Consider the following 25540-nt stretch of genomic DNA (forward strand, 5'->3'; position numbering starts at 1 on the left):
GCCTCCTTATTGTTGTGACGTTATCCAATTATAGTATACTTCTTCTAGCACTTTCTCATCTATCTTTTCCACAACTACAGTTCCTATACTTTTCATCAATACCATTCGAATACCATCTTTTGCTGATTTTTTATCCTTTTTCATCCGGTGTAGTAAGCTTGAAAATTTTATTTCACTAGGAATTGTTGTTGGAAAACCGTAACCTTCAAACCATGAAGTTATATTTTCAAGGTGTAAGTCTGTCCCGTAAACATGCTCGCTAACTGCAATGGCATATAACATACCAATAGCTATAGCATCTCCATGAGTTATAGTCCCATAACCTAGCTCAGATTCAAGAGCATGCCCTAACGTATGACCAAAATTTAAATAAGCACGTATCCCCTTCTCTGTTTCATCTTGACCGACTATTTCAGCCTTTACACTAATACCTGCTTTTATGGCGTAATGTATACGATTGTCTGATAAATCATCAAGTGAGAGAATGTTATTTTTTAGCCACTCATACAAGTCTACATCATGGATCATTGCATGTTTTATTACTTCAGCAAAGCCTGAGCGAAGCTCACATTCATCTAAGGTTTTTAATAACGCAATATCGTAAAAAATCGCCTGCGGTTGATAAAAAGCGCCAATCATATTCTTTCCTAAAGGGTGATTAATAGCAACTTTGCCACCAACAGCGCTATCATGCGCTAATAGTGTCGTAGGTACTTGAATAAAAGGTACGCCCCTCATATACGTTGCAGCAACAAAACCTGCCAGGTCCCCAACAACACCTCCACCAAAAGCAATGACAACCGTTTGACGATCAACACCAGCCTCAAGCAATGCCGTATGACATGAATAAAACGTTTCAAAGCTCTTTGACTGCTCACCAGCAAGCATAGTGAACGTATGTACGGACCATTGTGTTTCAATAACCTTTAACAACGACTGAAGATGAAGGCTAGCTACATTAGTGTCCGTTATTACTACAATTTGAGATAATTTAGGCCATTGAGTAGATAAAAACTCGCTTATTTCCGGTATGATATTAGCTCCTAAATATATAGGATACGTTTTAGAACTTGTTGAAATAGTGATGGTATCCATTTTAAAAATCCCTCGCATAACGACGCATATTTTCGATGTCGGCACGCAAATATTCTAACTTATCACTATTACATTGCTCTACAATCGCGCTTGCAAGCTCCCAAGCAACAACTGCCTCTGCAACGACGCTTGCTGCCGGAACAGCACAACTATCAGAGCGCTCAATACTAGCTGCGAAGCTTTCCTTTGTTTCGATATCTATACTTTGCAACGGCTTATACAAGGTTGGGATAGGCTTCATAACACCACGAACAACAATAGGCATACCTGTCGTCATGCCGCCCTCAAAACCACCAAGTCGATTTGTTTTTCGGGAATATCCATGTTGTTCATCCCACGTTATTTCATCATGAACCTGACTTCCTGGAAGTCTTGCGGCCTGAAACCCTATACCAAACTCAACACCTTTAAAAGCATTTATACTTACAATAGAAGCTGCTATTTTAGCATCAAGTTTCTTATCAAATTGAACATAGCTACCGATACCAATAGGCATATTAGTTGCAACAACTTCAACGACACCACCAATAGAATCGCCTTGTTTTTTTGCATCGTCGATTGCTTTCATCATGTCGCCTTCAACATTTTTATCTAATGTTCTAACAGGTGACTGCTCTGTTATATTTCGAATCTCATCAATAGTTGAATAAGGAATGTCTTTAGCAACCACACCACCAATTTCCTTAACATACCCTACAATTTCAATTCCCAACTCTTTTAACAAACGTTTAGCCACAGCCCCAGCAGCAACACGAACTGTCGTTTCTCGAGCTGAAGATCTTTCTAACACATTACGCATATCACGATGACCATATTTTATCGCACCATTTAAATCTGCATGCCCAGGGCGGGGTCGTGAAATCTTGCGTTTCACTTCCGCCTCATCACCTTCATAAGGCTCTGCTCCCATAATGGCGGTCCAATGTTTCCAGTCATCATTTTCAACAACGAGTGCAATGGGAGACCCCATAGTCTTACCGTGACGAACCCCAGATGTTATTTTCACTTGATCCTTTTCAATTTGCATACGTCGACCACGTCCGTATCCTTTTTGTCGACGAGCTAAATCCTCATTAATATCCTCTGCTAATAAAGGCAATCCAGCTGGGACCCCTTCTAAAATCGTCGTCAATTGTGGACCATGTGATTCCCCTGCTGTTAAGTAGCGCATAAATTCCAGCCTCCCTTTATCTCTTTAAAGCGGTTATGTAACAATATACCACATTTTTATAAAAATTACCGTCTTTTTTTAAAAAATACTAATGAATAAAGTAAAAAAAAGAAATTCATCTCAGTATAACTTTGATGAATTCCTCGGTGTTATTATTGTTTACGATAAAAGAAAGTATCAACTGTGTCAAATTGATAACGTGACGGACTAAAGATTTGCTCCGTACTTCCTACAAAAAATACGCCGCCTTTCTTTAGTGCATAGCCAAATTTAATATATAATTCATGTTTAGCTTCTTCTGTAAAATATATTAATACGTTCCGACAAACAATTAAATCAAAACCAGAATCAAACGGATCCGCTAATAAGTTTTGCTTTTTAAACGTTACCGTTTTCTTTATATCATCGTTAACTTTATAATAGGCGCCTTCCTTCGTAAAGTGCTTAGACTTTATATCAGAAGGTACTTCTTGTAGGGAGCGTTCTTGATACACTCCTATTCTTGCCCGTGCCATAACATTCTCATCTATATCAGTAGCAAGAATTGATATATCCTTTGCTGGTAGGAGCTTAGAAAGAATCATCGCTAAAGTGTAAGGCTCTTCTCCGGTAGAACAAGCAGCACTCCACACCTTCAAGCGACGATTGTTTTTTATTAATTCTGGTAAGATTTTCGTTTCAAGCACTTCCCAGCGTTTGCTATTCCTGTAAAACTCTGACACGTTAATGGTCATTCTGTCTAAAAACTCATGATATAAATTAGGGTCAGCAGATATAGCTTGAAAGAATTCCTTAAAACTTTTGTACCCTTTTTTTTCATATAATGAAGTCAAACGTCTTTTCATTTGTGCTTCCTTATATAGAGCTAAATCAATACCTGTTTTTCTTTTTACATTTAAGATGAAATCTAAGTAATCTTGTGACATAAGCTTCCCCTTGCTCAAAGATGTTGTATACTTTTAAGTATACATAAAAATCACTATCTTAGTAGTGACAATTTTTATAATTATATATTTAATTTTATTATATAATACAAAAACTCGGCGATTGCCGAGTTTTTTCTTAACATTAATATACCCACTCATCTACCAATTTCTTATAATTAGTTAATTCCTCTTTTTTAAAGAATAATGCAATCTCACGTTCTGCACTAGTTGATGAATCAGAACCATGAATTACATTTTTTCCAACTGTTAATCCAAAATCTCCACGAATAGTGCCAGGTAAAGCATCTTTTGGGTTTGTCGCTCCCATCATTTGCCTAGCTGTTGCAATGACATTGTCCCCTTGCCAAACCATTGCGAAAACCGGACCAGATGTAATAAAATCAACTAATTCAGGGAAAAACGGCTTGTCTTTATGTTCGCCATAATGTTCCTCTGCTAGCTCTGTAGGAATTTGTACAAGTTTAGCCCCTACCAATTGAAATCCTTTTTTTTCGAAGCGAGACACAATTTCCCCTACTAAATTGCGCTGTACCCCATCTGGTTTAACCATTAAATATGTTTGTTCCATAAAACTACTCCCACCCCTACTAAATAGTATGTATAGGCTGTCATAATGGACACCCAAATAAATACTATCACTATTTTAAAGCGTTATCAATATTCGCAATCTTTAAAGGAGTATGATTTTCAGAAAAGTTTAGTGATTTATGATTTTTTTCTTCAAAAAGCCTCGAAAAAATTATTAAATAGACATGCAAATGTAATTCAATACCCCATACCTCACTATGCTTATAATGGCACAAAAAAAGGAAGGTTAGTATACCTCCCGAGATTTAGCGATCTTCTATGATACTTTCACTATTTTTCTTTCTTCTATAATGAAACTTGTTACAACAGTAACAGCTGCACTACATTCTTTAAAATTTCCGCTTACCTATAAAAGAAACCACTTGTCGTAAGCTAGCATTAGCTTTTGATTTTGGAAGTGTATCTAATATTCGAATAGCCTTCTGTAAGTATAAGTCACTTACCTTAACAGATTGTTTTATAGCACTAGATTTTTTTATATAATTAATAACATGATCAAACTCATCTTTTGATGAGTCTTCTGACAACCCAATAATCTCATTTTTAATATTCAAATCCTCTAACGCATATAAAACAGGCAATGTAATATGACCTTGACGAAGATCACTACCTGCTGGTTTTCCTAAGGTTTTTTCATTCCCGACAAAATCTAATATGTCATCTGTAATTTGAAAAGCCATGCCTACATTGTAACCAAACCAATACAAACATTTACAAGTGTGCGCAGGGGCTTTCGCTGTCATCGCGCCTAATTCGCAGCTAGCAGCAATTAATAAAGCAGTCTTTCTCTTTATTCGCCTTAAATACGCACGGCAATTCTGTTCATAATCAAACTTTTCTTTAATTTGTTGCACCTCACCAAGTACAAGCTCTACCATCGTATTTGATAACGTCATATGAACGTTAGGATCATCATATATAGACATTAATTCTAATGATTTTGCAAATATATAATCTCCCGTGTAAATCGCAACTTTATTATCCCATTTAGCTTTAATAGTAGATTTACCACGTCGAATAGAAGCATCATCAATAACATCGTCATGCACTAAAGACGCCATATGAATTAATTCTAACGCTGCAGCAACATTTTTAACATGATGAATATCATATTTTCCATATTTAGCTGCCAATAGAACAAACAAAGGTCGTATGCGTTTGCCTCCTGCTTGGAGTATATGCAACGACGCTTCCTGTAAAAGGGGATGCTCTGCAGAAATAGTTTTCTCTAATTCTTTTTCAATTGTTTGTAGATCACTATGTAAATAATGATACACAGAAGATAATTTCATGTATGTCACCTTGTCTAACTTTTTAGATGAGTGACAGCTACTCACCGTTAGGTTTGTACCCTAAATGCATTGCAGCAACGCCACCGGAATATGATTTTATTTCAACCTTTTCTAGTCCAGCTTGTTTAAATAAGGCAGCCAACTCACCTTGATTTGGAAAATCTTTTGCAGATTCTTGTAGCCATGAATACTCATCATAGCTTTTTGCTAATAATTTTCCTAACAACGGCATAATAAAACGAAAATAAAAACGATACATTTGTTTATAAACTGGTAAATTGGGCTGAGATGTTTCCAAGCAAACTACTATGCCCCCAGGCTTCGCAACTCGTGTCATTTCTTTTAGAACATGCAAATAATCTGGTACATTTCTTAATCCGAACCCGATTGTTACGTAGTCAAAGGTATTGTCACTAAAAGGCAACTGCATAGCATTTCCATGCAGTAACTCCGTATTCGTAAGGTTAAGGTCCTTGACCTTTTGATGCCCCACGTTTAACATATTTTGACTAAAGTCAAGCCCTTTTACAGTACCTTTGGCACCAACTGCATGGGCTAAAGCAATAGTCCAATCCGCTGTTCCACAACATACATCTAGCGCAAAAGAACCCTCTTTTACCTTCATACGTTTCATCGTATCTTTACGCCAAGCTACATGCCGTTGAAAACTAATTACTGAATTCATTGTATCATAATGATCAGATATCTTCTCAAAAACATTATGCACTTTACGTTCTTTTGATGTTGCCAATTCTTATCCACCCGCTTACAATTCTTTTATGCATCATATGTGCAACGTAATGGCAAAGCATCTGCATGCTTAGAAGGAGATAATAAGCTATTCAAGCGTTCTAGGAAGACCTTGTTCGTTTGCGAAACAACTTGAATAGAAGACCTTAACTTTTCCATCGTCATTTCAATTTGCTTATCTATATCTGTGATTTGATGTCCAAACACTATTAACTGCTGATCACTTTTTTGCTGCAATAAGCGTTTTAAAAGCAAGAAGTCGCTTGCAACCGCCTTCCAATTAGGCAAATGAAAATAATCAGCTATCATCGTCACTAATGAAGCTTCAATGTTCATTAAACTTGTCATAAAAACAGTTTGAGTAAGTTCTTTTTTCTCGTAAAGCTTTATCTTATTTTCATTTATATCTTTAATCGCTTGTGCTAGTACATTAATCAAAGGTATTTCATTTACATGAGATAATAACCTATAATATAACCCACTATAAAAATCACCAGCTAAAACAGTAAGCTGTCTTTCCCTTATTGAAGAACTTGCTGTTAATCTTTCATTTGTTACAGCTTCATGGGTATCAAGGGCTAGTTGCACAAGCATTGCAGCAACTATAATGTTATGTCTTTTTTCATCAGTCGTTTCTTTTACGTTTTGAAGTAATGATAAGAGCAAAAGCAAGCGGTCGTTGTCTATATCAGGTAGAGCAACATTCTTGTCTATGTATATATGCTCTAATTGACCGACAATATCATGTTTGAGTTGTTCTAGCTTTCCTACTGTGCTTGCCTTCTCCATAACCCTTCCCCAATCCAACAATATTTTTATTCAGACATTGAATATTATAACATACATGTTACTTAGTGTATGTTATATTTTAACTATTCATATGTATTGCTTCAATACGTTACTTCTTTGAATCTGACTCCATTTCACCATAGCTTGTTTGTATAGTTGCTTTCCCTCTAATCTTTATTGCAGATGTATGCTCTGTGAATTGAGCAACCATCACTTCTCCCTTATCTAGCTTTTCAGAATGATGAAACCTAGTATCTGTACCTCTTGTTAATCCAATTACGTTCACACCATCTTCTAACGCTTTAATTACAATGAAATCATTTGTAACGTTCTTCATTCTAAATCCCCTCTCAAACATTTGTTATGCTTTATTAATCAGTGATAATACTTCTGCGCGGGATGCTTGGTCTGTTTGGAAAATACCGCGAACAGCTGACGTGACAGTCTTGGCACCTGGCTTCTTGATACCTCTCATAGTCATACACATATGCTCAGCTTCCACAACAACCATCACACCATGGGGCTCTAATGATTCTACCATTGAATCAGCAATTGTTGAAGTAATACGTTCTTGTAATTGAGGACGTTTAGCAACAGCATCCACTGCCCTAGCTAACTTACTTAATCCTGTAACACGACCATTTCTCGGAATATACGCAACATGTGCATGCCCATAAAAAGGGACTAAATGATGCTCGCACATCGAATAAAAATATATATCCTTTACTAATACGAGCTCTTCGTGCTTTTCTTCGCTAAAGATTGTTGAGAAATGCTGCTTCGGATCTTCACGTAAACCTGAAAAAACTTCTTCGTAGAATTTGGCAACACGGCGAGGTGTATCTTGAAATCCTTCACGATCTGGGTTTTCTCCTATTGCTTCAATTATCATCTTAACAGCCTTTTCAATTTTTTCACGTTGAAATTCAGCCACAAGCTTTGCCTCCTAAGACGGATGATTCAATATTATTTTCACATGTTTAATCAGATTCTAGCACAGCCCTATACGTTAAGCAAAAAGCAATAGGCTATAAAACTGCTTTCATAAGCTTAAGATGATTTATTAAATCAGAACTTCTATAAGTCTAATTTGATATAAACTATATAAATAAAAGAAGGGTCGATTCATATACGACCCTTCTTGTTTGCTCTTAACACCTACTATATTAAATAGTAAGCTGTATGTACTATAGAAATTATTTCACAGCATCTTTAAGAGCTTTACCTGGTTTAAATGCAGGAACTTTGCTAGCTGCGATTTCGATCTCTTCACCTGTTTGAGGGTTACGACCTTTACGAGCTGCACGCTCACGTACTTCAAAGTTACCAAAACCAATCAATTGTACTTTATCACCATTTTTAAGAGCATCTAAGATTGAATCAAAAACAGCGTCAACTGCTTTTGTCGCATCTTTCTTAGAAAGCTCAGTGCTTTCAGCTACAGCATTAATTAAATCTGTCTTGTTCATGCCATTCACCTCCTCCCAAAAAGGTATGTAATGAGGCCTCAATCAAAGTAAAATAAAGTAATAGACCTATAATCATTACTTGACACAATCAGCATTTTCTATACGTTTTGTCGTACGATAAGTAGCTGACACGCCTATATTATACGAATCTTTGACATAATTCAATCATTTTTGACAAATAATATTATTATTTAGGTAAATTTGACCAAAGTAGCCAAAGTTTCTGAAATTAAGAGTATCACATGAAAGTGAACTAATCAAGCAAAAAAAGCCTTAAAACCATTGATATATAAAGATTTTTTGCAATTCTTTTTTTTATTTGCATATTTTTAGATAATTTTACCAGTTATTAAAATCCCTTGATGTGTCAAGGTTTTTTTAGGATATCTTATTTTTCGACAAATCTACTATTTTTACAAATAAAATTAAATTTAGTAAGTTTCAATTTATCATCACAAAATAATGATTTTTAGTACGTCGTTCACTTAATTAGATTTACGATGATTATTTACCTACATGTGTACTTATAACCACAAAAAAAGACCCCTAAAGCTAGGAGTCAGTTACGATTATAAGATGATGGCAATCAGTCCACCTGATCCTTCATTTATAATTCTTTCAAGTGTTTCTTTTAGTTTGTATCGTGCATTTTCTGGCATTAACGACAGTTTGGCTTGAATGCCCTCACGTACAATTGAGCTTAAGCTTCGTCCAAAGATGTCAGAGTTCCAAATTGATAGTGGATCATCTTCAAAATCTTGCATCAAATAACGAACAAGCTCTTCACTTTGTTTTTCCGTACCAATAATAGGGGCAAATTCACTTTCTACATCAACTTTTATCATATGAATAGAAGGGGCAACCGCCTTTAAACGAACACCAAAGCGTGATCCCTGACGAATAATCTCCGGTTCATCTAAACTCATATCAGCTAATGAAGGAGCGGCTATACCGTAGCCTGTTTGCTTTACCATTTTTAGGGCCTCAGCAACTTGGTCATACTCAGCTTTAGCATGAGCAAAGTCTTGCATAAGCTCTAGTAAATGATCTTTTCCGCGTATTTCTTCACCAACAACTTCTTTTAATATTTGGTCATACAGTTCGTCTGGAGCATATAAGTCAATCTCGGCAACTCCTTGACCCATTTCAATACCTGCTAGACTCGCATTATCAATGAAGTCATACTCACTAAATTGACCTACTACTCGATCAACGTCACGCAAACGCTTAATATCTTTAACTGTTTCTCCAACAGCATTCTGATAGCTTTCGCGGAGCCAGTGATCATCTCGTAACACCATAACCCAGCTTGGTAAGTTAACATTAACCTCAAGCACAGGAAACTCATATAGAGCCTCACGTAATACGTTGTATACATCCGTCTCGCGCATACTTTCTACACTCATCGCTAAAACAGGAATATCATATTTTTCACATAACTGTTGTCGAAGTGCTTCAGTTTCAGGGTGCTGCGGACGAACTGAGTTCACAACCATAATAAATGGTTTTCCTACTTCTTTAAGCTCTTCAATAACACGTTCTTCAGCTTCTACGTAATTAGAACGAGGGATTTCTCCGATTGTCCCGTCTGTAGTTATCACAACACCAATTGTAGAATGCTCTTGAATAACTTTACGTGTCCCAATCTCAGCTGCTTCATGAAATGGTATTGGCTCTTCATACCAAGGTGTATTAATCATGCGAGGACCATTCTCATCTTCGTAGCCCTTTGCACCCGGTACAGTGTACCCTACACAATCAACAAGACGGACATTAATTTCAAGACCTTCTTCTACCTTAATAGCTACAGCTTGATTTGGGACAAACTTCGGCTCAGTAGTCATGATTGTCTTACCAGCAGCACTTTGAGGTAACTCATCAACTGCTCGTGCTTTATCTGCTTCATTACCGATGTTCGGTAGTACTAGTTGTTCCATAAACTTCTTAATAAAAGTAGATTTACCGGTTCTTACTGCACCTACTACCCCAAGATAAATATCGCCACCAGTACGTTCAGCGATATCGTTAAAAATATCGAACTTTTCCAATGTGCTCCCTCCCGCTTTCCAATTCTTATTGGGATATTTGTATCCAAATTATGAATCATCTAGGACACTACAAGTGTATGACGTTGTCCTACTAACTATGACATTTAATAGAAAAAAACATCTATGTATGATATTTTGTCTATCGGAATGTCCAAGATAGTAGTAGACAACAAAAAAACCTTTCTCTTATGAGTCTATTCATAAGCGAAAGGTTCATGACTTCTTTATTAAAAATATTGGCTCATTTTTATCATTAACAGTATAAGGCAAGGAATAAGCAGGTACGAACATAGTCGTGTCAACTAAAATACCACGAATATCATCACCATGTTTAAAGGCATGCTGATTAGATTGAAGAGCGTCATATAAATCAATTCGATAGTCAACAAATATTTTACCCTCATTATTCATTACAAGCGGCAGCCCTTTTCCAGAATATGGACTAATAACCTGTAGTGGCTCTTTATACCCTAATTTACTGTAATCTAGTGCGTATACTTTATCCGAAATAACTTCCTTGAACGGTGGATAACCATTAGACTGTCGATAAATATCAACCCTTAAATTAAGCTCACTTATCTTCTCCGCTAATCTGATGTCTAATAGCTTAACAGTTGGGGTATTTTCGACGTCAACTAGTACATAAACAAACACACCACCAGCTTCATATGCATTTGCAGGAGGTTCAGGCAAATATTTAGGAACAAGTCTCGAAAATTCAATCGGATACTTTTGATACACATGAGTTGTCATATCACGAGTCTTAATAGGCAATAAACCGCCTGTATCTTTTTGAAACGAGTGAACGGCAGCTTGAACACTATCTAATTGATGCTGATATGGTACTTGATTTTGTTGTAAACGTGATTGAGGATATAAGCAACCGGATAACAAAAGCATACAACTAACCATAAAGAATATGTAAATCTTTTTATTCATTATAATTCTACCTCTTTACTATTCTGATACAGGTCCTGAAAAGACGATAAAGAAGATAATCAGACCTGATAATAATATTAGTACCAACGAAACAAAATTCAAAATGAACTGTAAGATACGATTTTTTAGCTTAAATTGAGCTAAATAAACAAAAAACACAGATATAAACATGAATCCAAGTCCTGCTAGTGAGAACCACATTTTTATTAAGCCTGGTGACAAGTGTATCATCTCCTTATTCGTTCGTATTATAACATATCGCCATACAATCATGAATAAAATATATTACAATATCAGTTACTTTTTCAATATAAACGATTTGATAATAAAAGTTTCATAGACACGAGCGCTATAGCTCCATAAAAAAAGGAAGCAAGAGGGGCTATCTTGCTTCAATTCACGTGACCTTCACACCCTATCGAACGACCAACTCACAAATTGCTACGTTGCATTGTATGCCTGTTAGTTTGTTGTTGTATCCTCATCTGCCTAATAAACTAAAAATATGCATCATGAAAATGTTAGTCGGGCGATACATTATATGCGTTATTCCCTTCATTTGTGAGCTTGCGCCTCAATTAATTGCGATCTTCAAGGATATTAACAAGGTCTTCCATCTCATGTGTCTTCATTCGTCCCATTAATGATTCAACTGCTTCTTTTGCACTCACGTCTTCAAATAGTAATTTGTATATAGCTGTAGTGATTGGCATCTCAACATTTAGCTTTTTAGAAAGCTGATACGCTGCTTTTGTTGTCCTCACGCCTTCGACAACCATCCCCATGCTATCCAATACATCTTGTAACGCTTTGCCTTTTCCAAGCATGTGTCCTGCTCTCCAATTCCGGGAATGTACACTAGTACATGTAACAATTAAATCTCCTACGCCCGTTAAACCGGAAAATGTAAGGGGGTTGGCACCAAGAGCACTTCCAAGTCTAGCAATTTCTGCTAGTCCTCTTGTAATAAGAGCAGCTTTAGCATTGTCTCCATGTCCTAAGCCATCAGAAATACCCGCACCTAGCGCAATAATATTTTTTAATGCGCCTCCCAATTCAACGCCAATAAGGTCAGGGTTTGTATACACACGAAAGTTTTGGTTCATAAACGTATCTTGAATTCGTTCAGTTGCTTGTTTATTTTTAGACGACACGGTGACTGTAGTTGGATGACGAAGCACAACCTCTTCTGCATGTGAAGGTCCTGATAAAATAACAACACTTTCCCGTAAATTGTCAGGTACTTCCTCTTCAATAATCTCTGAAATTCGCAAATGAGTATCTGGTTCTATTCCTTTCGCAACAGACACAATGTGCTTAGCAGATCCAAACAAAGGAACCGCTTGGCGCAAGACTTCACGAATAGCCTTTGTAGGTACTGCTAACACTATGATATCAAGATGTTTACAAGCTTCCTCCAAAGACAAATATCCTTGAATACTATCTGGCAACACTATATCAGGTACATACTTTTTGTTTGTACGTTGCTGATTTATTTCATCTATTTGCTCTGCTAAATGACCCCAAAGTCTAACGCGATAACCATTGTCAGATAATACTAACGAAAGTGCTGTACCCCAACTTCCCGCTCCTAACACCGCAATTTCTTTCATAGTTCGTCCCCTCTCTTTATTATTTTCTAGTACGCGCAATTATGCGAATTGGTGTCCCCTCAAAACCAAATGCATCACGAATTCTATTTTCTAAGAAACGTTTATATGAAAAATGTAATAGCTCTGGGTCGTTAACGAAAATAACAAACGTTGGTGGCTTTATAGCAACTTGTGTGCAGTAATAAATTTTCAAGCGATTCCCTTTGTCAGTAGGAGTCGGGTTCATCGCCACCGCATCCATAATAACATCATTTAATACGTTCGTCTGAACTCGTAATGAGTGATTTTCACTAACTTGCTGAATAACAGGAAGAAGATTATGAATTCTTTTTTTGGTTATCGCAGACAAAAAGACAATAGGTGCATAATCAATATATTGAAAATGATCACGAATTTTTTCTTCCCATTTTTTCATTGTTTTTTCATCTTTTTCAACCGCATCCCATTTGTTAACAACAACGATGACACCCCGTCCTGATTCATGAGCATATCCTGCTATCTTTTTATCCTGTTCAATGATTCCTTCTTCACCGTCTAGAACAACAAGTACAACATCAGAACGTTCAATTGCTTTTAAAGCTCTTAACACACTATATTTTTCAGTAGATTCATACACCTTACCACGCTTTCGCATGCCAGCTGTATCTATAATGACATATTCTTGTCCCTCTCTAGTAAATGCAGTATCAATAGCATCTCTTGTAGTACCAGCAATATTACTTACAATGACACGATCCTCACCTAAAATAGAATTAGTAAGTGATGATTTACCTACATTTGGACGACCGATTAAGCTAAATTTAATAGTATCTTCATCATAATCGTCTTCTATATTCGTCGGAAAATGCTCACATGCCTTATCTAACAAGTCTCCAATACCTAATCCATGTGCCCCTGAAATAGGAACAGGTTCGCCGAAGCCTAATGTGTAAAAATCGTAAACATTCTCTCTCATGTCAGGATTGTCAATTTTATTAACAGCTAACACCACTGGTTTTTTTGATCTGTAGAGAATATTTGCAACCTCTTCATCAGCTGGGGTCACACCATCTCGTCCATTAACAATAAAAATAATAACGTCGGCCTCGTCAATAGCAATATAAGCTTGTTGACGGATTTGCTCTAAGAAAGGCTCATCACCGATATCAATACCACCTGTATCAATAATATTAAATTCATAGTTCAGCCAGTTAGCAGGGCTGTATATCCGATCTCGTGTAACTCCAGGCACGTCTTCTACAATTGAAATACGTTCCCCAGCCACTCTATTGAAAATCGTTGATTTACCAACGTTAGGTCTCCCTACAATTGCAATAATTGGTTTTGCCATATTTTTTCACTCCTTATTTAACAAAGCTCTTAAGCAGATATAATTCCAAAAATAAGCTGCCAATAAAAGCTGTCTTTTTTACTTGTATGTATTGTATTGTCCTCATTGCTTAGCCCAAACTTAAGTCATCACTTATAGGAAGGACCTGCATTCGGTAAAATGCGATGTGCGCCTTGAGCTGCTAAGATTTCAGTTAACAGCTTGACCTAAATTGACGTAGCACAGGTGAATACTGACTAGACGATGAAACTAGCCAATAATCTAGATTCAGAAAGTTTATTCTTTCCTTTACGGTAATAAATAAACCCTCCAAGTCGGAAGGTCTTAGCTAAGTTATTGTATCAAATACACAATACTATCACAATTATATATTAATGTTTAACAATAATATATACTTCTTCACTTAAACTGTGTGCAATTCCATCCAAAATAGCTTCAAGGTTCGCTGCATAATAATCCATTTCTTCTTTTGTATTACAATTAAACACAGGTGTCCCTCCGATAATCTTATTCGGATTTGTAGTGATTGCTGCCAAAATATATTTCTCAAGGTTCATTTAAGCTCTCGCCCCTTTTTATTCACTTTTGATTCTGTCGGCATCCGAATAGCATTTTCTAAAACAGGTACTTGTCCGATAATTGCGATTGCCTTTTCAATATCTTTTTCCTGTGGTAACACAAACACACCTAGTCTACCATCATCTAAGTCACGTTTTGCAAGCGGTACTAAAGCTGGTGTACCAGAGTCACGAAAAACACCGAGTGCTGTTGAAACGTCGTGTAAGATTGCTTGACGCTGTCCTAGGTTTGCTATTGTCATTCTTGCATTAAAGCTCTTTGGTTTGAGAATAAAACCCATGCCGTATTTCAAAATTTCCTGTTGCCTATCTGGTATACCTATATTCATGATATATATATTATCAACATATAATCCAGCACCATCAAACCTAGGCTCGACATATTCAATATCAACTATACTTTTCAGTGTGCCTCCAGACATTAATCTATGTGCCAAAAAAATAGCTATAACTCCTACAATTAAAGCAAAAAATATATTGGTCAATATATATACGAATGTACTAACAAAAGACGCAAAAATAACTAAGTAATTTCGTCCCTCAAAAGCAATAGCAATGCCTTCAATATAGGTCTTTCCACGAGATACAAGTTCATAGCTATCAACTTCAGTTAACGTATTTCGTTCCATATTTCTCACGTCTCTAAATTGCGAAGCTGCCAATGCTAAAAAAGTAATAGCTGTGAACTCTTCTTCAAGAATTGCAGGAACAGCAATTGTTCCGAGACTAGCGGCTATGAAGCCAAGTGCGACGTGAATGATTTTCCCATGCAAATATGTAGGATATTGTCTATAATCAGTTCGAAGCATATATAAACGAGTTAATGTTCCAATAATAACTCCAAATAAAATAGGATATGAATATTCACTCATGTTCCTTGTCTCTCCTTCACTTGTTTTTGTAGTGTAGAATTCCAATATTGAGATATATTTTCGAGACCGCTCCACAACAATATGCCAGTAATCATTAATGCACAAGCATCCCAAAAGAACAACGAACCAATCTCATACGGAAAGCGAAAGTTATACAAAACAATGGCGTACAATACCTCACCATGTAAGATTCCTAGAAGTAGTGTTAATAGTCTTGCTAGAACATTCTTCACTAGTAAAAGATTTAAGTAAACTAATAAAAAAACAAGCATCCAAAGTTTATTAAACACTAACCAAACCGGATCAAACAATGAAAACACATGAAAGCTTACATAAGCCATCGTAATAGAGAGACTAACAATTAAATAATAAAATTGTGAACGCTTTGGGTATTTACGAATGAGAAAATAGCAACCAAGAAAATATAATATAACTAAAGCATTAATGTCCGTATTAAATAAAGTTACTACTGACGTTGAAAAAGCTATTGAAATTAACAAACAAGTAGCAACTAAAGTCCTCAGCTTCCCCTTATTCATTAAAAAGGTTGTTATGACCCAACCTATCCAATACAACCAATAAAATATAGCTCCATCCACAGCTTCACCCCCCTACCACTTCATTATTGGTATTTTTTCTGAAAAATAACCGAACAAAAAGATAAAACCACATGAGAATTTAGGATATTCTTTATTATTTATTACCTGTTTTATAATTCAAAATAGGGTCTTACATATTTTTTATTAAGTAGAAAAAAATAATAAAGATATTATTATGAGGAGGGATTATGTTGGGAAATGATCGTCAAGAAACAAAGCTAAGAAAAGAAGGACGCACCGAGTCAGACCGTGACCAAGCCTTACATTATGGCGGAGCAACGAAACTTGAAGGACCAGAACATGCAAGAGCGCGAAATAAAGACAAATACGCAAAATAAAAACACTAGGTAAATGAAACTATGGTAACGCGTCCCCAGTTAGTCTTTCCCCTCAAAATTTGGCTTTGAGGAGCGGATAGGCAAACTAGTTCTAGAAAGAAAAGCGCAAGCACCTTGCTCACCCCAACCAGCTTAAGACGTCCCCCGCAGGAAGGGCCTTCCCTCCTGAGAGAGGGACGGCTTAAGACCTTGAGCTGTGAAAAGCATCATATTTTATATCATGCTTTTAAAAAAGATACTCAATGAAGATTATTCATAGATGAAAAACTGACTAGGCGCTAGAGCTAGATACCAATCTAGGTTAAACAACATTTACTTTCTTTAACGGTAATAAAAAATAGACGATTCAACTCTTTAGGAGTCAAATCGTCTATTTTTGTTTTTATAAGCTTAGATTACTGTCTAGCTTAGAAAATAAATGAAAGAGAGAAAATATAAGCCGAATTTTCCTATGATTTAAGTGTGCCGTTCCCGAAAAAACTTCAGACAGTTGTATGTCGCGGCTAAACAGACGTCTTGAAGGTTTTTGTGATAGTAAAAGGTTTTATAATAATTTATTGATTTACGCGTGAGCAATACCTTTTGTTTCTTTATCAACAACTTTGCCGTATACACACGTGTCTCTTAACTCCTCAGAATCCGCTGATAACGCGTCTTTCCTTAGAATTCCTTCTAATGAATAACCTAACCTCTCAGCAACGGCCCGACTTTTTACATTCTCAGGCTCACATCTGATTTCTAATCTTCGTGCATTAAGCTCAGTTATAGCAAAATTTTCTATACCCTTAACTGCTTCCGTTATATACCCATGTCCGCTAAACCGAGAATCAATCCAGTATCCAATTTCAAACCTTCTGACATCCCAATCAATTCGGTGTAATCCGGAAGAAGCAACAAGCTGATTAGTGTCTTTCAAGAAGATTAGCAATCGTAAATCCTCTCTCTTTATAAAATCAATATGCGCCTCACGAATGTTTTTCTCAACATCCTCCATTGATTGTTCGTTTTGTGCAAATGGCATCCATGGTTTTAATTCAGACAGCGACGCAGTAATGGCATCATAGACCGCTCGCCCATCCCCTGGTATGGGCATGCGTATAAGTAATCTATCTGTTTCGAATTGTGTAGGAAAATCAAAAAGTATTGGATCCTTCAATTAAACTCACACTCCCGCTGTAGGCTTACCTGTTACTATATACCAACGTATCTATCTTTCTCTGAGTAAGCCAATGATGCGTGTCCCCTTTAATAACTAGAGGAGCCTTTTGTAATTCTTGAATAGTAGAGACACCTAATGCCGTCATAATAAAACGCAGATCAGAAGATATCATTTTAATTTCTTGATCTAACGCTTCGTCTCCTTCTTGTAATAAAATCTTTAAGAAATAGCCAGCAACTCCACATGCAGATGCACCAAGAGCAATGGATTTCGCTATTTCTAATGCAGATTGAATTCCTCCAGAGCCAATTATCGAAACCAATGGTGTTGAACGTGCAACCTCTGCAATAGATGCAGTTGTTGTAATGCCCCAATCGTTGAAAAAATTAAACATTCTATCACGACGTTTATTTTCTATTTTAGCAAAGTTCGTACCACCATACCCACCAACATCTACTACTTTCACACCAGCGTTGAATAGTTTTTGGGAAGTTTCACGACTTATGCCAAAACCAACTTCCTTCACGATGATTGGCACAGATAATCTGTTTGCAATTTGTTCAATATTCTTAAGTACATGTTCAAAATTCCGATCTCCTTCGGGCATAACGAGTTCTTGAACCACATTAATATGAACCTGCATAGCATCGGCCTCTAATAATTCAACAGCAGCTTCAGCCTCATCTGCACGAGCATCAAAGCCTAAATTTGCTACAACAATACCGTTTGGATTGTTTTTCCTAACAATTTTATATGTATACGCCTGAGACCTGTCACGAATTGCTGACATTTGTGAACCTACCGCCATGGCTAAACCATTCAAATGCGCTATAGAAGAAAGCTTATCATTGATGTTAAACGTTTCTTCTCCACCGCCACCAGTCATTGCATTGATAAAAATCGGCGAACGTAAGGACAGTTCGCCGATTTTGGTTGAGATATCAATTTTATCTAATGATACTTCTGGTAGGCTCTGATGCACAAAGACAATATCATCAAATCCATGATTCCGAAGTTGCCCAGTCTCAAGTGAAAATTGAATATGATCCAGCTTTCGACTCACTCGGGACATATAAGCACCACCATTATTTTAATTTTTTAAGCTGATCTCCGATTACATCTCCGAACGAAAAACCACTAGACTCTTCTGGCTTATAAGAGCTGTAATCTTCTTCTTTTGCGACTTCTTCAAGTTCTTTTAGACTTAAAGAAATTCGATTGTCTGCTTCATTAACATCTAGAACTTTCGCACTTACAGTTTGCCCTAAGCTTAATACTTCTTGAGGGGACTTAATGTGCTTATGAGAAATTTGTGAAATATGTACAAGTCCTTCAACACCTGGAAGAACCTCCACAAATGCACCAAATGTTTTAAAACGCTTAACTGTACCTTCAATTACACTTCCTACTTTAATCTTCTCAGAAATGTTTTCCCATGGACCTGGTAATGTCTCTTTTATGGATAAAGACACTTTTTCGGTATCACGATCTACTGATAGAACTTTAACCTTAACTTGATCACCCTCGGCCACTACATCCGATGGTTTATCGACGTGTTCATGTGATAATTGTGAAATGTGCACTAATCCATCCACTCCACCGATATCAACAAACACACCAAAATCTGTTAAGCGTTGTACTTTACCTTCTAAAACTTGCCCAGGTTGAACAGACGCTAATACATCCGCTTTCTTTGCTTGCTGTTCTTCTTCCACTACAGCACGATGTGATAAAATAACACGGTTCTTCTCTTTATCAAGCTCTACTACCTTAAATGTTAATGTACGACCTTTATAATCCGTAAAGTCTTCTACAAAGAAGGGCTCAACTAGTGAGGCCGGAATAAAACCACGTACACCAAGATCTACAACAAGGCCACCCTTAACAACATCTTTAATTTCAGCTTCAAATACTTCACCTGTTTGAAATTTGCTTTCAAGGTCTTGCCAAGCTTTTTCAGCATCCACTAGACGTTTTGATAAAATCAGTGCGTCTTCTTCTACTTTCTTTACTTTTAGATCAATTACATCCCCTTCAGACACTACATCAGATGCTTTTTCAACATGGAGGCTTGAAAGCTCACTTATCGGCACAATACCATCGAGCTTGCTCCCCTCTATATCGACCAATACCTGTTTTTCTTCTACTTTTCGAACAGTACCTTGAACCAATTCACCAATTTGTAACTCTTTGACTTCAATTTGATTCATTTCATCCATTGAAATTACCTCCTTGAATCCCAGACAACAGACTGTGTAATTATAGTTTATATTTCAGCATTGGGTATTAGTTTACTTACCCAAAAACTAGGTAAAATTTTTACCAAGTTTGATTCGCTAGAAAACTATTCCTTTTTCTAACTTCTTACAAATAGACTTGTTTGTCAAGAAGAAAGTACTTAACTAATTATTCTTTTCAATTAGCATTCGTATTTCGTTCATAATTAATTCTGTTACTTCCTCGGCAGATGCCTTACGCTCACGCGCTTCGATCATCGGTATAGGTTTTCCATATACAACCTTAAGCTTGCCAAACATTTTATACTCGCCAACTATAGCACATGGAACAACTTCGGCATCCGTCCTCAATGCAAAAAAACCTGCACCAGCTAATCCTTTTCCTAGTTCGCCCGTCTTCGAGCGTGTGCCTTCGGGAAAAAGACCAAGTACATCGCCTTCTTTTAGAATAGCTAATCCTTTTCGAAGTGCTTCACGATCACTCATACCTCTTTTTACAGGAAACGCCTTGAGCTTAGGGACTAAGTGCTTTAATATAGGTGCATTAAATAATTCTTCCTTTGCCATAAAGTGAACATCTCTCGGAGCAGTTATCCCAACAACCGGGGGGTCAAGATTATTAATATGATTGCTGCAAAGCAACACCCCTTTTGTAGTTGGAAAGTGCTCTTTTCCAATAACCTCAATTTTCATACCCATAAAAAAGATTCCCTTAACAACATTCTTTGCGAATGTATAAAAATTCAAGCAGGTCCCACCCTTTCTTTAACAATATTTAGAATCTGCGTAACAACTTCATCAATTGTTAAATATGTGGTATCCACTGTGATGGCATCCTCAGCTTTTTTCAGTGGCGAGCTTTCGCGTTCTGAATCCAGCTTATCTCGTCTTGCAATTTCAATTTTCAACGTTTCCAAGTCAGCTTGCATACCCTTTTGAAGCATTTCTTCGTAACGTCTTTTCGCTCGTTCGTCAACTGTAGCGATGAAAAATATTTTCACTTCTGCTTTAGGTAAAACATGCGTACCAATATCTCGTCCATCCATTACAACTGGTCTGCTCGCTGCAAGTTGCCGTTGTCGTTCAACCATCTCTAACCGGACATAATGATGCTTAGCAACTATAGATACGCTGTTTGTTACCTCAACAGATCTAATAGCTTCAGTAACATCCTCATCATTAACAAAAACCTTCTGTTTACCACCATGTGTTGGCATTAGTCGTATATCAATACTATGTAATAAATTTGTTAATAGTTTTTCATCTTCTAAATTAACGTCTGAGTGTATAGCTTTCCAAGTTAACGCGCGGTACATAGCGCCAGTATCAATATAAACAAAGCCTAGTTTATCGGCTACAATTTTTGCAACCGTACTTTTCCCAGCACCCGCTGGACCGTCAATTGCAATTGAAATATTTTTTTCCATAAGCCCTCCTACTTCAACACCACAATTTACGTGTAAGTTCACGTTTGTTCCTCAAAAAGGTGCAGGTATATGTAATCCTGCACAACTTTTATTTTATCATAGTTGAAGGTTTTTGGTCGAAGGTTTCCATCATCTTTATGAAATTATTTTGGGTCACACCTTCGTACTTTACTAGTTTAGATGTGTACATCGTATATGGACTATATAGGACAAACGCTTGTGCAATTAGCAAAAAAACAAATTGAATGATAACAAATTTAATTAAAATTGATTCTAATCTTTTCATATGCTAACTCCTATTAGAAAATTATTTATAATAGTATCAACATACTTTGAAATTTGTATCCCTTTCAACATATATTCACTTCTACATTCTTGTCCGATTACGATAAGCTAGTTGGCGGTCAAAACAGTATCTAATGATGTGTTGCCTATCTCTTTCCTCTAGATCTATAAACTCAATCGGTGCCCTATCCGCTTCACCTTGTTTACCTGGTACGATACGAATGATTTTTGCATAAATACGTAGATAATTATATTCGCCAGACTCCATTGGTAAAACAAACCAAGTTATCACCTTCATGTTTGCTTCTAAATTCACTTTTTTGGGAACAATCAGTGCCGCTCCCCCTGCACTAACATCTGTAGTAACTGTAACAAACGGCTTGAACTCATCATTTAGCGAATGTACTGCTACATCTGCAGCTGTTTCAACGCGCACATATTCTCTGCGTTGTATCTTTACAAGCTGATCATCACCGGGATAAGACAAAATAAGCATCGGAATATTTCGTTGCCTTACTCGTCCCAGCACCTCTGTATCAAAGGAATACACAGTTGATTCTATCACAAAAGAAACTTTTATTTGTGTCCCATCAATTAGTAAGGCTGTACGTCTTGTTTTTATATTTATAGGATAATCAATATATAAATAGTTCCCTTTTTGTTCAACTAATTTACATTTCAAGACTTCAATTTCATTACCGTATTTCGGTTCTAACGTAAAGGTTGTCCCAATCTTTGCTATCATGAAAATCTCTCCATTAATTCTAAGTTAGTTAACAAATATTATTATAACAAAAAAAGGAAAAGTCCTGTGACTTTTCCTTATAATTTTTGATATATCCTCTCAGCATTGTTTAATTTTTCTACTTTTTCTTCTATGCCAGATTCAGCATTAATGAAGATTCGATACGTATCGTTCCCTATCGTACCATAAAATTCATGACAAAGTACTTCTTCACCTAGTTCATTTATTATAACCGACAAATTTTCTTGTTGAATTTTCACATTTGGGTTCACTTCTTCTCTTGCTTCATCAACAGTAATTTTCGGTTCAGGGATTTCACGCTTTTTATTAGCCACTAAATAGTCCCTAGCGGAAAAGGCCATGATTTCCCCCTCATCTAACCCTACTTTTACTTGAATTGCTTCAGGATATATACGCACATTATTTCTCTTTGTAACAAACGTAAATACACCAACATTGTCATATTGTGCACTTTGAAATAATAACTGGTTTTCAAACTTATGGTCTTTCAAATAGTCACTCGCTTTTGTTGCAGCATCATTTAAGCTTATATTTCGATTCTTTACTTCTTTTTGTGCAATGACCCAAATTGGATAGCCACCTTTTTTCGTTATATCCATATATGTTTCTCCATTCTTTGTTTGAATGGATAGGCTATAGAAACCTGAACTAGCACCTTCACCACTTTCAACTACATTAATTTCTACATTTTCCTCAATGTCTAAGAAATCTTTAGCAATTTCCTTAGCTTCTTCCGCAGAGATTTCTTTTCCTTCTAAATGCTTAAAGCCTTCGTCAATTTTCTCCATACTGGTAAACGTAGGACCAAAGTCTGTTTCAGAATATGACTCAACATTTTTTTCAACCGTTTTTAAACCATCAATTATAGTATTATCCGTTTTTTCTTCCCCCGCTGCTAAAGCTAACTCTACATCCATCCATCGCAAATTATTTTCTATTACAAGACTTTGAACTGTACGTAATTCCTTTTGAATATCGGCTGCGTTTGAGTACAACGTTTCTAATGTTTTAACTTCTTGCTCTGATAATGGCTCTTTTTCTAAATCTCTGACCGCCGTGCGATACGAAAACTCACCAATATTCGAAAGAAACTCCTCTGTTTTATTGAATGGCATTAAGGTTAAAGGCAATTGCCCTACATCATTTTGTGCTTCTGAAGTAAGACGCCATACTTCTACAAGTGCTGGTGATAATGATTTCCGTGAATTCATAGCTAAGGTTGATCCTATTTTGTCATGTAATAAATCAATGTTATACGTTAATTCATGAAAGGCACGTTGATAATTATTTTCTGCTTGAATTAATATTGCATTTTTTTCTTGATGCTCTTTATAGCCCCAATAGCTTGTACCTAAAATTCCAACAGCTAATACGGCTACTAGCAATGTACGAACCATTTAATCCACTCCCCCTTATTTACAAAATATATGTTTTCCAATTCGTTTAATCTGCGGTCTTGTCCAAATCCATGCGCTAGTTGCCGTATCAGGATTAAAATAATAAAGCGCATTGCCTGAGGGATCCCAGCCATTAATAGCATCAACGACTGCTTTCTTTGATTGTTCATTAGGTGTTAACCAGATTTGTCCATCTGCAACTGCGGTAAATGCTCTTGGTTCAAATATTACTCCTGCAACAGTGTTTGGGAATGTCGGACTATTCACTCGATTTAAAATAACAGCTGCAACCGCAACTTGCCCAACATAGGGTTCACCTCTCGCCTCTCCGTGGACAGCATTTGCCATTAATTGAATATCATTTTGGGAGAAACCATTTGGCATATTAACAGCTGTTGGGGAGGCTTGAGATGCATTTGTTTCACCACCACCACCACCTCGAGCTGCATTAGTATTCTTGTTGTTCGTTCGTGTTACTTGATTTTCTAATGGTGTTCCACCATAATGAGTAAATTCATTACCTTCGTTGATATTTCTATAAACAAAATCTTTATTGAACTTAGATGCTTTTATCAATTTGTCTTTTGTCGTTTGGCCTACATATCCGTCAACTTCTAAACCAAACTCATTCTGAAAATTACGAACAGCCCAATATGTACCCCACCCAAACACGCCATCAATTGAACCTTTATAATAACCTATATATTGCAATCGAGCTTGGAGTTCAATTACATCATCTCCAACCGCACCTTGTTGGATAACTTGATTTGAAAATGCTAAACTGTTTTCATGAATCATAGAGCCTTGAAGTGAAAATGCCAATATAACTGTAACTAATAGCTTACATATAAACCGTCTCCACATAGAAATCCCTCCCTAAACACATGTAAATTTGTTTATGCGTATTTTTTGCTTTAACTGGGATTTTATACAAAGCTATTACAAATGATTGATTTTAAAAAACATTAAATGCAATTAACATGCTAAATCCTACTACATGCTATAGATATAAAACAGCTTTCAACATACAAAAACAGCCCCGTAAAGGGGCTGTTTTTATAATATAATTATAATCATGTAAAATAATCCGACGTCATCGGTCGTCCAAGTATTCTTTTTATTCAAAAGGTTCTGTTGCTCTCAAACACTTGTTTGTGGTTCTTATCCTTTTAAGCTAGGGCGATTAAACAGTTCTAATTGATGAGTTTGCAATCTAGCTGACTTAACTTTTCTTAATCCAAACCACCACAGGAATATCATGAAGGGCAGTAAAAACACACCCCAGTTTTGTTTAGTTAGTAAGATACTATTAAAAATACCATGTAAAGTAAACGGTAATACTATCGAAAGTAAAAGCCAGTATGATTTATGTTGGTGTGAAAATTTCGCTTTCCCTACATAATAGCCCATAACTACGCCAAATAACGCATGACTTGAAACGGGAAATATAGCACGTCCAATAGCAAATTCGACACCATTAGAAAGTAAATATAGAATATTTTCAACAGTAGCAAAGCCTAAGGACACACTTGTTGCGTACACTATTCCATCGTAATGTTCATCGAATTCAGCATGTTTATAAACTACATAAAATAGTATGAACCACTTAAAAAACTCTTCTAATAAAGCCGAAGATAAAAATGCTTGAGAAAATATATTGCTAACTAGTTGCTCCTCAACTACTACATACTGTATAAACATAAGCGGTAACACTAACATTGCACCTGATATAAAAGTTTTTAGCACCAATGAGATAGGTTCTGTATGTCGCTCGTCCCGTAAATAAAAGTAGCTTAAAAGTGCTAATCCTGGTGCGATTCCTGCACTTATAATCGCTATCATGGTGAAATC

General features: G+C 36.4%; 29 protein-coding genes. 1 reads left to right on the forward strand and 28 read right to left on the reverse strand.

Features of this window, described 5'->3' with window-relative positions:
- Window positions 1–6: 6 nt before the first annotated feature.
- The 18 genes from aroB to EJF36_RS11425 form a co-directional block, all read right to left on the reverse strand.
- Window positions 7–1095, reverse strand: a complete 1089-nt coding sequence (aroB, locus tag EJF36_RS11340) for a 3-dehydroquinate synthase (protein WP_125906432.1) — start codon at window positions 1093–1095, stop codon at window positions 7–9.
- Between the two features lies 1 nt (window position 1096).
- The gene (aroC, locus tag EJF36_RS11345; RefSeq protein WP_125906433.1) at window positions 1097–2266 is read right to left on the reverse strand and encodes a chorismate synthase; all 1170 of its coding nucleotides are present in this window, start codon (window positions 2264–2266) and stop codon (window positions 1097–1099) included.
- A 152-nt stretch (window positions 2267–2418) separates the two neighbouring features.
- Window positions 2419–3192, reverse strand: coding sequence for a CheR family methyltransferase (locus EJF36_RS11350; protein ID WP_125906434.1), 774 nt, complete (start codon window positions 3190–3192; stop codon window positions 2419–2421).
- A gap of 142 nt (window positions 3193–3334) precedes the next feature.
- Window positions 3335–3781, reverse strand: coding sequence for a nucleoside-diphosphate kinase (gene ndk, locus EJF36_RS11355; protein WP_125906435.1), 447 nt, complete (start codon window positions 3779–3781; stop codon window positions 3335–3337).
- A gap of 349 nt (window positions 3782–4130) precedes the next feature.
- Window positions 4131–5093, reverse strand: coding sequence for a heptaprenyl diphosphate synthase component II (gene hepT / locus EJF36_RS11360; RefSeq protein ID WP_125906436.1), 963 nt, complete (start codon window positions 5091–5093; stop codon window positions 4131–4133).
- A 37-nt stretch (window positions 5094–5130) separates the two neighbouring features.
- Complete coding sequence (locus tag EJF36_RS11365) at window positions 5131–5844, reverse strand: demethylmenaquinone methyltransferase (RefSeq protein WP_125906437.1); 714 nt, start codon at window positions 5842–5844, stop codon at window positions 5131–5133.
- Between the two features lie 26 nt (window positions 5845–5870).
- On the reverse strand, window positions 5871–6632 hold the full coding sequence (locus EJF36_RS11370) for a heptaprenyl diphosphate synthase component 1 (RefSeq protein WP_125906438.1): 762 nt from the start codon (window positions 6630–6632) through the stop codon (window positions 5871–5873).
- A 109-nt stretch (window positions 6633–6741) separates the two neighbouring features.
- Entirely contained in the window at window positions 6742–6969 is a 228-nt protein-coding gene (gene mtrB, locus EJF36_RS11375) for a trp RNA-binding attenuation protein MtrB (RefSeq protein ID WP_125906439.1), read from the reverse strand.
- 24 nt (window positions 6970–6993) lie between these two features.
- A complete protein-coding gene (gene folE, locus EJF36_RS11380; protein ID WP_125906440.1) occupies window positions 6994–7566 on the reverse strand; it encodes a GTP cyclohydrolase I FolE in 573 nt (190 codons plus the stop codon).
- Between the two features lie 262 nt (window positions 7567–7828).
- On the reverse strand, window positions 7829–8101 hold the full coding sequence (locus EJF36_RS11385; RefSeq protein WP_125906441.1) for an HU family DNA-binding protein: 273 nt from the start codon (window positions 8099–8101) through the stop codon (window positions 7829–7831).
- Window positions 8102–8670: 569 nt separating this feature from the next.
- Window positions 8671–10149 carry a stage IV sporulation protein A gene (spoIVA, locus tag EJF36_RS11390; RefSeq protein ID WP_125906442.1) on the reverse strand — a complete coding sequence of 493 codons (1479 nt, stop codon included), beginning with the start codon at window positions 10147–10149 and terminating at the stop codon, window positions 8671–8673.
- Window positions 10150–10362: 213 nt separating this feature from the next.
- Window positions 10363–11088 (reverse strand): hypothetical protein, encoded by a 726-nt coding sequence (locus EJF36_RS11395; RefSeq protein ID WP_125906443.1) that lies wholly within the window; start codon window positions 11086–11088, stop codon window positions 10363–10365.
- An 18-nt stretch (window positions 11089–11106) separates the two neighbouring features.
- Window positions 11107–11319: a DUF2768 domain-containing protein gene (locus tag EJF36_RS11400; RefSeq protein WP_395940586.1), complete on the reverse strand. Its 213-nt coding sequence runs from the start codon at window positions 11317–11319 to the stop codon at window positions 11107–11109.
- 347 nt (window positions 11320–11666) lie between these two features.
- Window positions 11667–12701 carry an NAD(P)H-dependent glycerol-3-phosphate dehydrogenase gene (locus EJF36_RS11405; RefSeq protein ID WP_125906445.1) on the reverse strand — a complete coding sequence of 345 codons (1035 nt, stop codon included), beginning with the start codon at window positions 12699–12701 and terminating at the stop codon, window positions 11667–11669.
- A 19-nt stretch (window positions 12702–12720) separates the two neighbouring features.
- Complete coding sequence (gene der, locus EJF36_RS11410; RefSeq protein WP_125906446.1) at window positions 12721–14031, reverse strand: ribosome biogenesis GTPase Der; 1311 nt, start codon at window positions 14029–14031, stop codon at window positions 12721–12723.
- A 371-nt stretch (window positions 14032–14402) separates the two neighbouring features.
- Window positions 14403–14588, reverse strand: coding sequence for a capping complex subunit for YIEGIA (locus EJF36_RS11415; RefSeq protein WP_125906447.1), 186 nt, complete (start codon window positions 14586–14588; stop codon window positions 14403–14405).
- On the reverse strand, window positions 14585–15481 hold the full coding sequence (locus EJF36_RS11420) for a YIEGIA family protein (RefSeq protein WP_125906448.1): 897 nt from the start codon (window positions 15479–15481) through the stop codon (window positions 14585–14587). The genes EJF36_RS11415 and EJF36_RS11420 overlap by 4 nt, the downstream gene beginning before the upstream one ends.
- Window positions 15478–16080 carry a YphA family membrane protein gene (locus EJF36_RS11425; RefSeq protein WP_125906449.1) on the reverse strand — a complete coding sequence of 201 codons (603 nt, stop codon included), beginning with the start codon at window positions 16078–16080 and terminating at the stop codon, window positions 15478–15480. The genes EJF36_RS11420 and EJF36_RS11425 overlap by 4 nt, the downstream gene beginning before the upstream one ends.
- 191 nt (window positions 16081–16271) lie before the next feature.
- Between EJF36_RS11425 and EJF36_RS11430 the strand changes: the two genes are divergently transcribed.
- Window positions 16272–16418: a YpzI family protein gene (locus tag EJF36_RS11430; protein ID WP_125908353.1), complete on the forward strand. Its 147-nt coding sequence runs from the start codon at window positions 16272–16274 to the stop codon at window positions 16416–16418.
- A gap of 562 nt (window positions 16419–16980) precedes the next feature.
- Here the strand turns inward: EJF36_RS11430 and EJF36_RS11435 are convergent.
- The 10 genes from EJF36_RS11435 to prsW all read right to left on the reverse strand — a co-directional run bounded on the left by EJF36_RS11435 (window position 16981) and on the right by prsW (window position 25531).
- Window positions 16981–17574: a GNAT family N-acetyltransferase gene (locus EJF36_RS11435; protein ID WP_260471883.1), complete on the reverse strand. Its 594-nt coding sequence runs from the start codon at window positions 17572–17574 to the stop codon at window positions 16981–16983.
- Window positions 17575–17599: 25 nt separating this feature from the next.
- A complete protein-coding gene (gene fni, locus EJF36_RS11440; protein WP_125906450.1) occupies window positions 17600–18649 on the reverse strand; it encodes a type 2 isopentenyl-diphosphate Delta-isomerase in 1050 nt (349 codons plus the stop codon).
- Between the two features lie 13 nt (window positions 18650–18662).
- Window positions 18663–19796 carry a 30S ribosomal protein S1 gene (rpsA, locus tag EJF36_RS11445; protein WP_125906451.1) on the reverse strand — a complete coding sequence of 378 codons (1134 nt, stop codon included), beginning with the start codon at window positions 19794–19796 and terminating at the stop codon, window positions 18663–18665.
- Window positions 19797–19979: 183 nt separating this feature from the next.
- Window positions 19980–20561 (reverse strand): lysophospholipid acyltransferase family protein, encoded by a 582-nt coding sequence (locus EJF36_RS11450; protein ID WP_125906452.1) that lies wholly within the window; start codon window positions 20559–20561, stop codon window positions 19980–19982.
- Window positions 20558–21241 (reverse strand): (d)CMP kinase, encoded by a 684-nt coding sequence (cmk, locus tag EJF36_RS11455; protein WP_125906453.1) that lies wholly within the window; start codon window positions 21239–21241, stop codon window positions 20558–20560. Before cmk ends, EJF36_RS11450 begins: the two co-directional genes overlap by 4 nt.
- Window positions 21242–21329: 88 nt before the next feature.
- Entirely contained in the window at window positions 21330–21527 is a 198-nt protein-coding gene (locus EJF36_RS11460) for a YpfB family protein (protein ID WP_125906454.1), read from the reverse strand.
- Window positions 21528–21608: 81 nt separating this feature from the next.
- Window positions 21609–22271 carry a flagellar brake protein gene (locus EJF36_RS11465; RefSeq protein WP_312028262.1) on the reverse strand — a complete coding sequence of 221 codons (663 nt, stop codon included), beginning with the start codon at window positions 22269–22271 and terminating at the stop codon, window positions 21609–21611.
- A gap of 77 nt (window positions 22272–22348) precedes the next feature.
- Entirely contained in the window at window positions 22349–23689 is a 1341-nt protein-coding gene (gene ypeB / locus EJF36_RS11470; RefSeq protein ID WP_125906455.1) for a germination protein YpeB, read from the reverse strand.
- A 15-nt stretch (window positions 23690–23704) separates the two neighbouring features.
- On the reverse strand, window positions 23705–24487 hold the full coding sequence (gene sleB / locus EJF36_RS11475) for a spore cortex-lytic enzyme (RefSeq protein ID WP_395940630.1): 783 nt from the start codon (window positions 24485–24487) through the stop codon (window positions 23705–23707).
- 363 nt (window positions 24488–24850) lie between these two features.
- Window positions 24851–25531: a glutamic-type intramembrane protease PrsW gene (gene prsW / locus EJF36_RS11480; RefSeq protein ID WP_125906457.1), complete on the reverse strand. Its 681-nt coding sequence runs from the start codon at window positions 25529–25531 to the stop codon at window positions 24851–24853.
- Window positions 25532–25540 lie beyond the last annotated feature (9 nt).

It is taken from the genome of Bacillus sp. HMF5848, assembly GCF_003944835.1.
Classification (GTDB): Bacteria; Bacillota; Bacilli; order Bacillales; family HMF5848; genus HMF5848.

Coding starts and splice junctions, on each gene's coding strand:
- EJF36_RS11460 (WP_125906454.1), bottom strand. CDS start 21,527: ATGAAAAGATTAGAATCAATTTTAATTAAATTTGTTATCATTCAATTT.
- fni (WP_125906450.1), bottom strand. CDS start 18,649: ATGTCCCGAGTGAGTCGAAAGCTGGATCATATTCAATTTTCACTTGAG.
- ypeB (WP_125906455.1), bottom strand. CDS start 23,689: ATGGTTCGTACATTGCTAGTAGCCGTATTAGCTGTTGGAATTTTAGGT.
- hepT (WP_125906436.1), bottom strand. CDS start 5,093: ATGAAATTATCTTCTGTGTATCATTATTTACATAGTGATCTACAAACA.
- EJF36_RS11395 (WP_125906443.1), bottom strand. CDS start 11,088: ATGAATAAAAAGATTTACATATTCTTTATGGTTAGTTGTATGCTTTTG.
- EJF36_RS11415 (WP_125906447.1), bottom strand. CDS start 14,588: ATGAACCTTGAGAAATATATTTTGGCAGCAATCACTACAAATCCGAAT.
- mtrB (WP_125906439.1), bottom strand. CDS start 6,969: ATGAAGAACGTTACAAATGATTTCATTGTAATTAAAGCGTTAGAAGAT.
- ndk (WP_125906435.1), bottom strand. CDS start 3,781: ATGGAACAAACATATTTAATGGTTAAACCAGATGGGGTACAGCGCAAT.
- EJF36_RS11465 (WP_312028262.1), bottom strand. CDS start 22,271: ATGATAGCAAAGATTGGGACAACCTTTACGTTAGAACCGAAATACGGT.
- EJF36_RS11385 (WP_125906441.1), bottom strand. CDS start 8,101: ATGAACAAGACAGATTTAATTAATGCTGTAGCTGAAAGCACTGAGCTT.
- EJF36_RS11405 (WP_125906445.1), bottom strand. CDS start 12,701: ATGAAAGAAATTGCGGTGTTAGGAGCGGGAAGTTGGGGTACAGCACTT.
- aroB (WP_125906432.1), bottom strand. CDS start 1,095: ATGGATACCATCACTATTTCAACAAGTTCTAAAACGTATCCTATATAT.
- der (WP_125906446.1), bottom strand. CDS start 14,031: ATGGCAAAACCAATTATTGCAATTGTAGGGAGACCTAACGTTGGTAAA.
- EJF36_RS11400 (WP_395940586.1), bottom strand. CDS start 11,319: ATGATACACTTGTCACCAGGCTTAATAAAAATGTGGTTCTCACTAGCA.
- sleB (WP_395940630.1), bottom strand. CDS start 24,487: ATGATTCATGAAAACAGTTTAGCATTTTCAAATCAAGTTATCCAACAA.
- aroC (WP_125906433.1), bottom strand. CDS start 2,266: ATGCGCTACTTAACAGCAGGGGAATCACATGGTCCACAATTGACGACG.
- cmk (WP_125906453.1), bottom strand. CDS start 21,241: ATGGAAAAAAATATTTCAATTGCAATTGACGGTCCAGCGGGTGCTGGG.
- EJF36_RS11370 (WP_125906438.1), bottom strand. CDS start 6,632: ATGGAGAAGGCAAGCACAGTAGGAAAGCTAGAACAACTCAAACATGAT.
- EJF36_RS11350 (WP_125906434.1), bottom strand. CDS start 3,192: ATGTCACAAGATTACTTAGATTTCATCTTAAATGTAAAAAGAAAAACA.
- EJF36_RS11420 (WP_125906448.1), bottom strand. CDS start 15,481: ATGAGTGAATATTCATATCCTATTTTATTTGGAGTTATTATTGGAACA.
- prsW (WP_125906457.1), bottom strand. CDS start 25,531: ATGATAGCGATTATAAGTGCAGGAATCGCACCAGGATTAGCACTTTTA.
- rpsA (WP_125906451.1), bottom strand. CDS start 19,796: ATGGATGAAATGAATCAAATTGAAGTCAAAGAGTTACAAATTGGTGAA.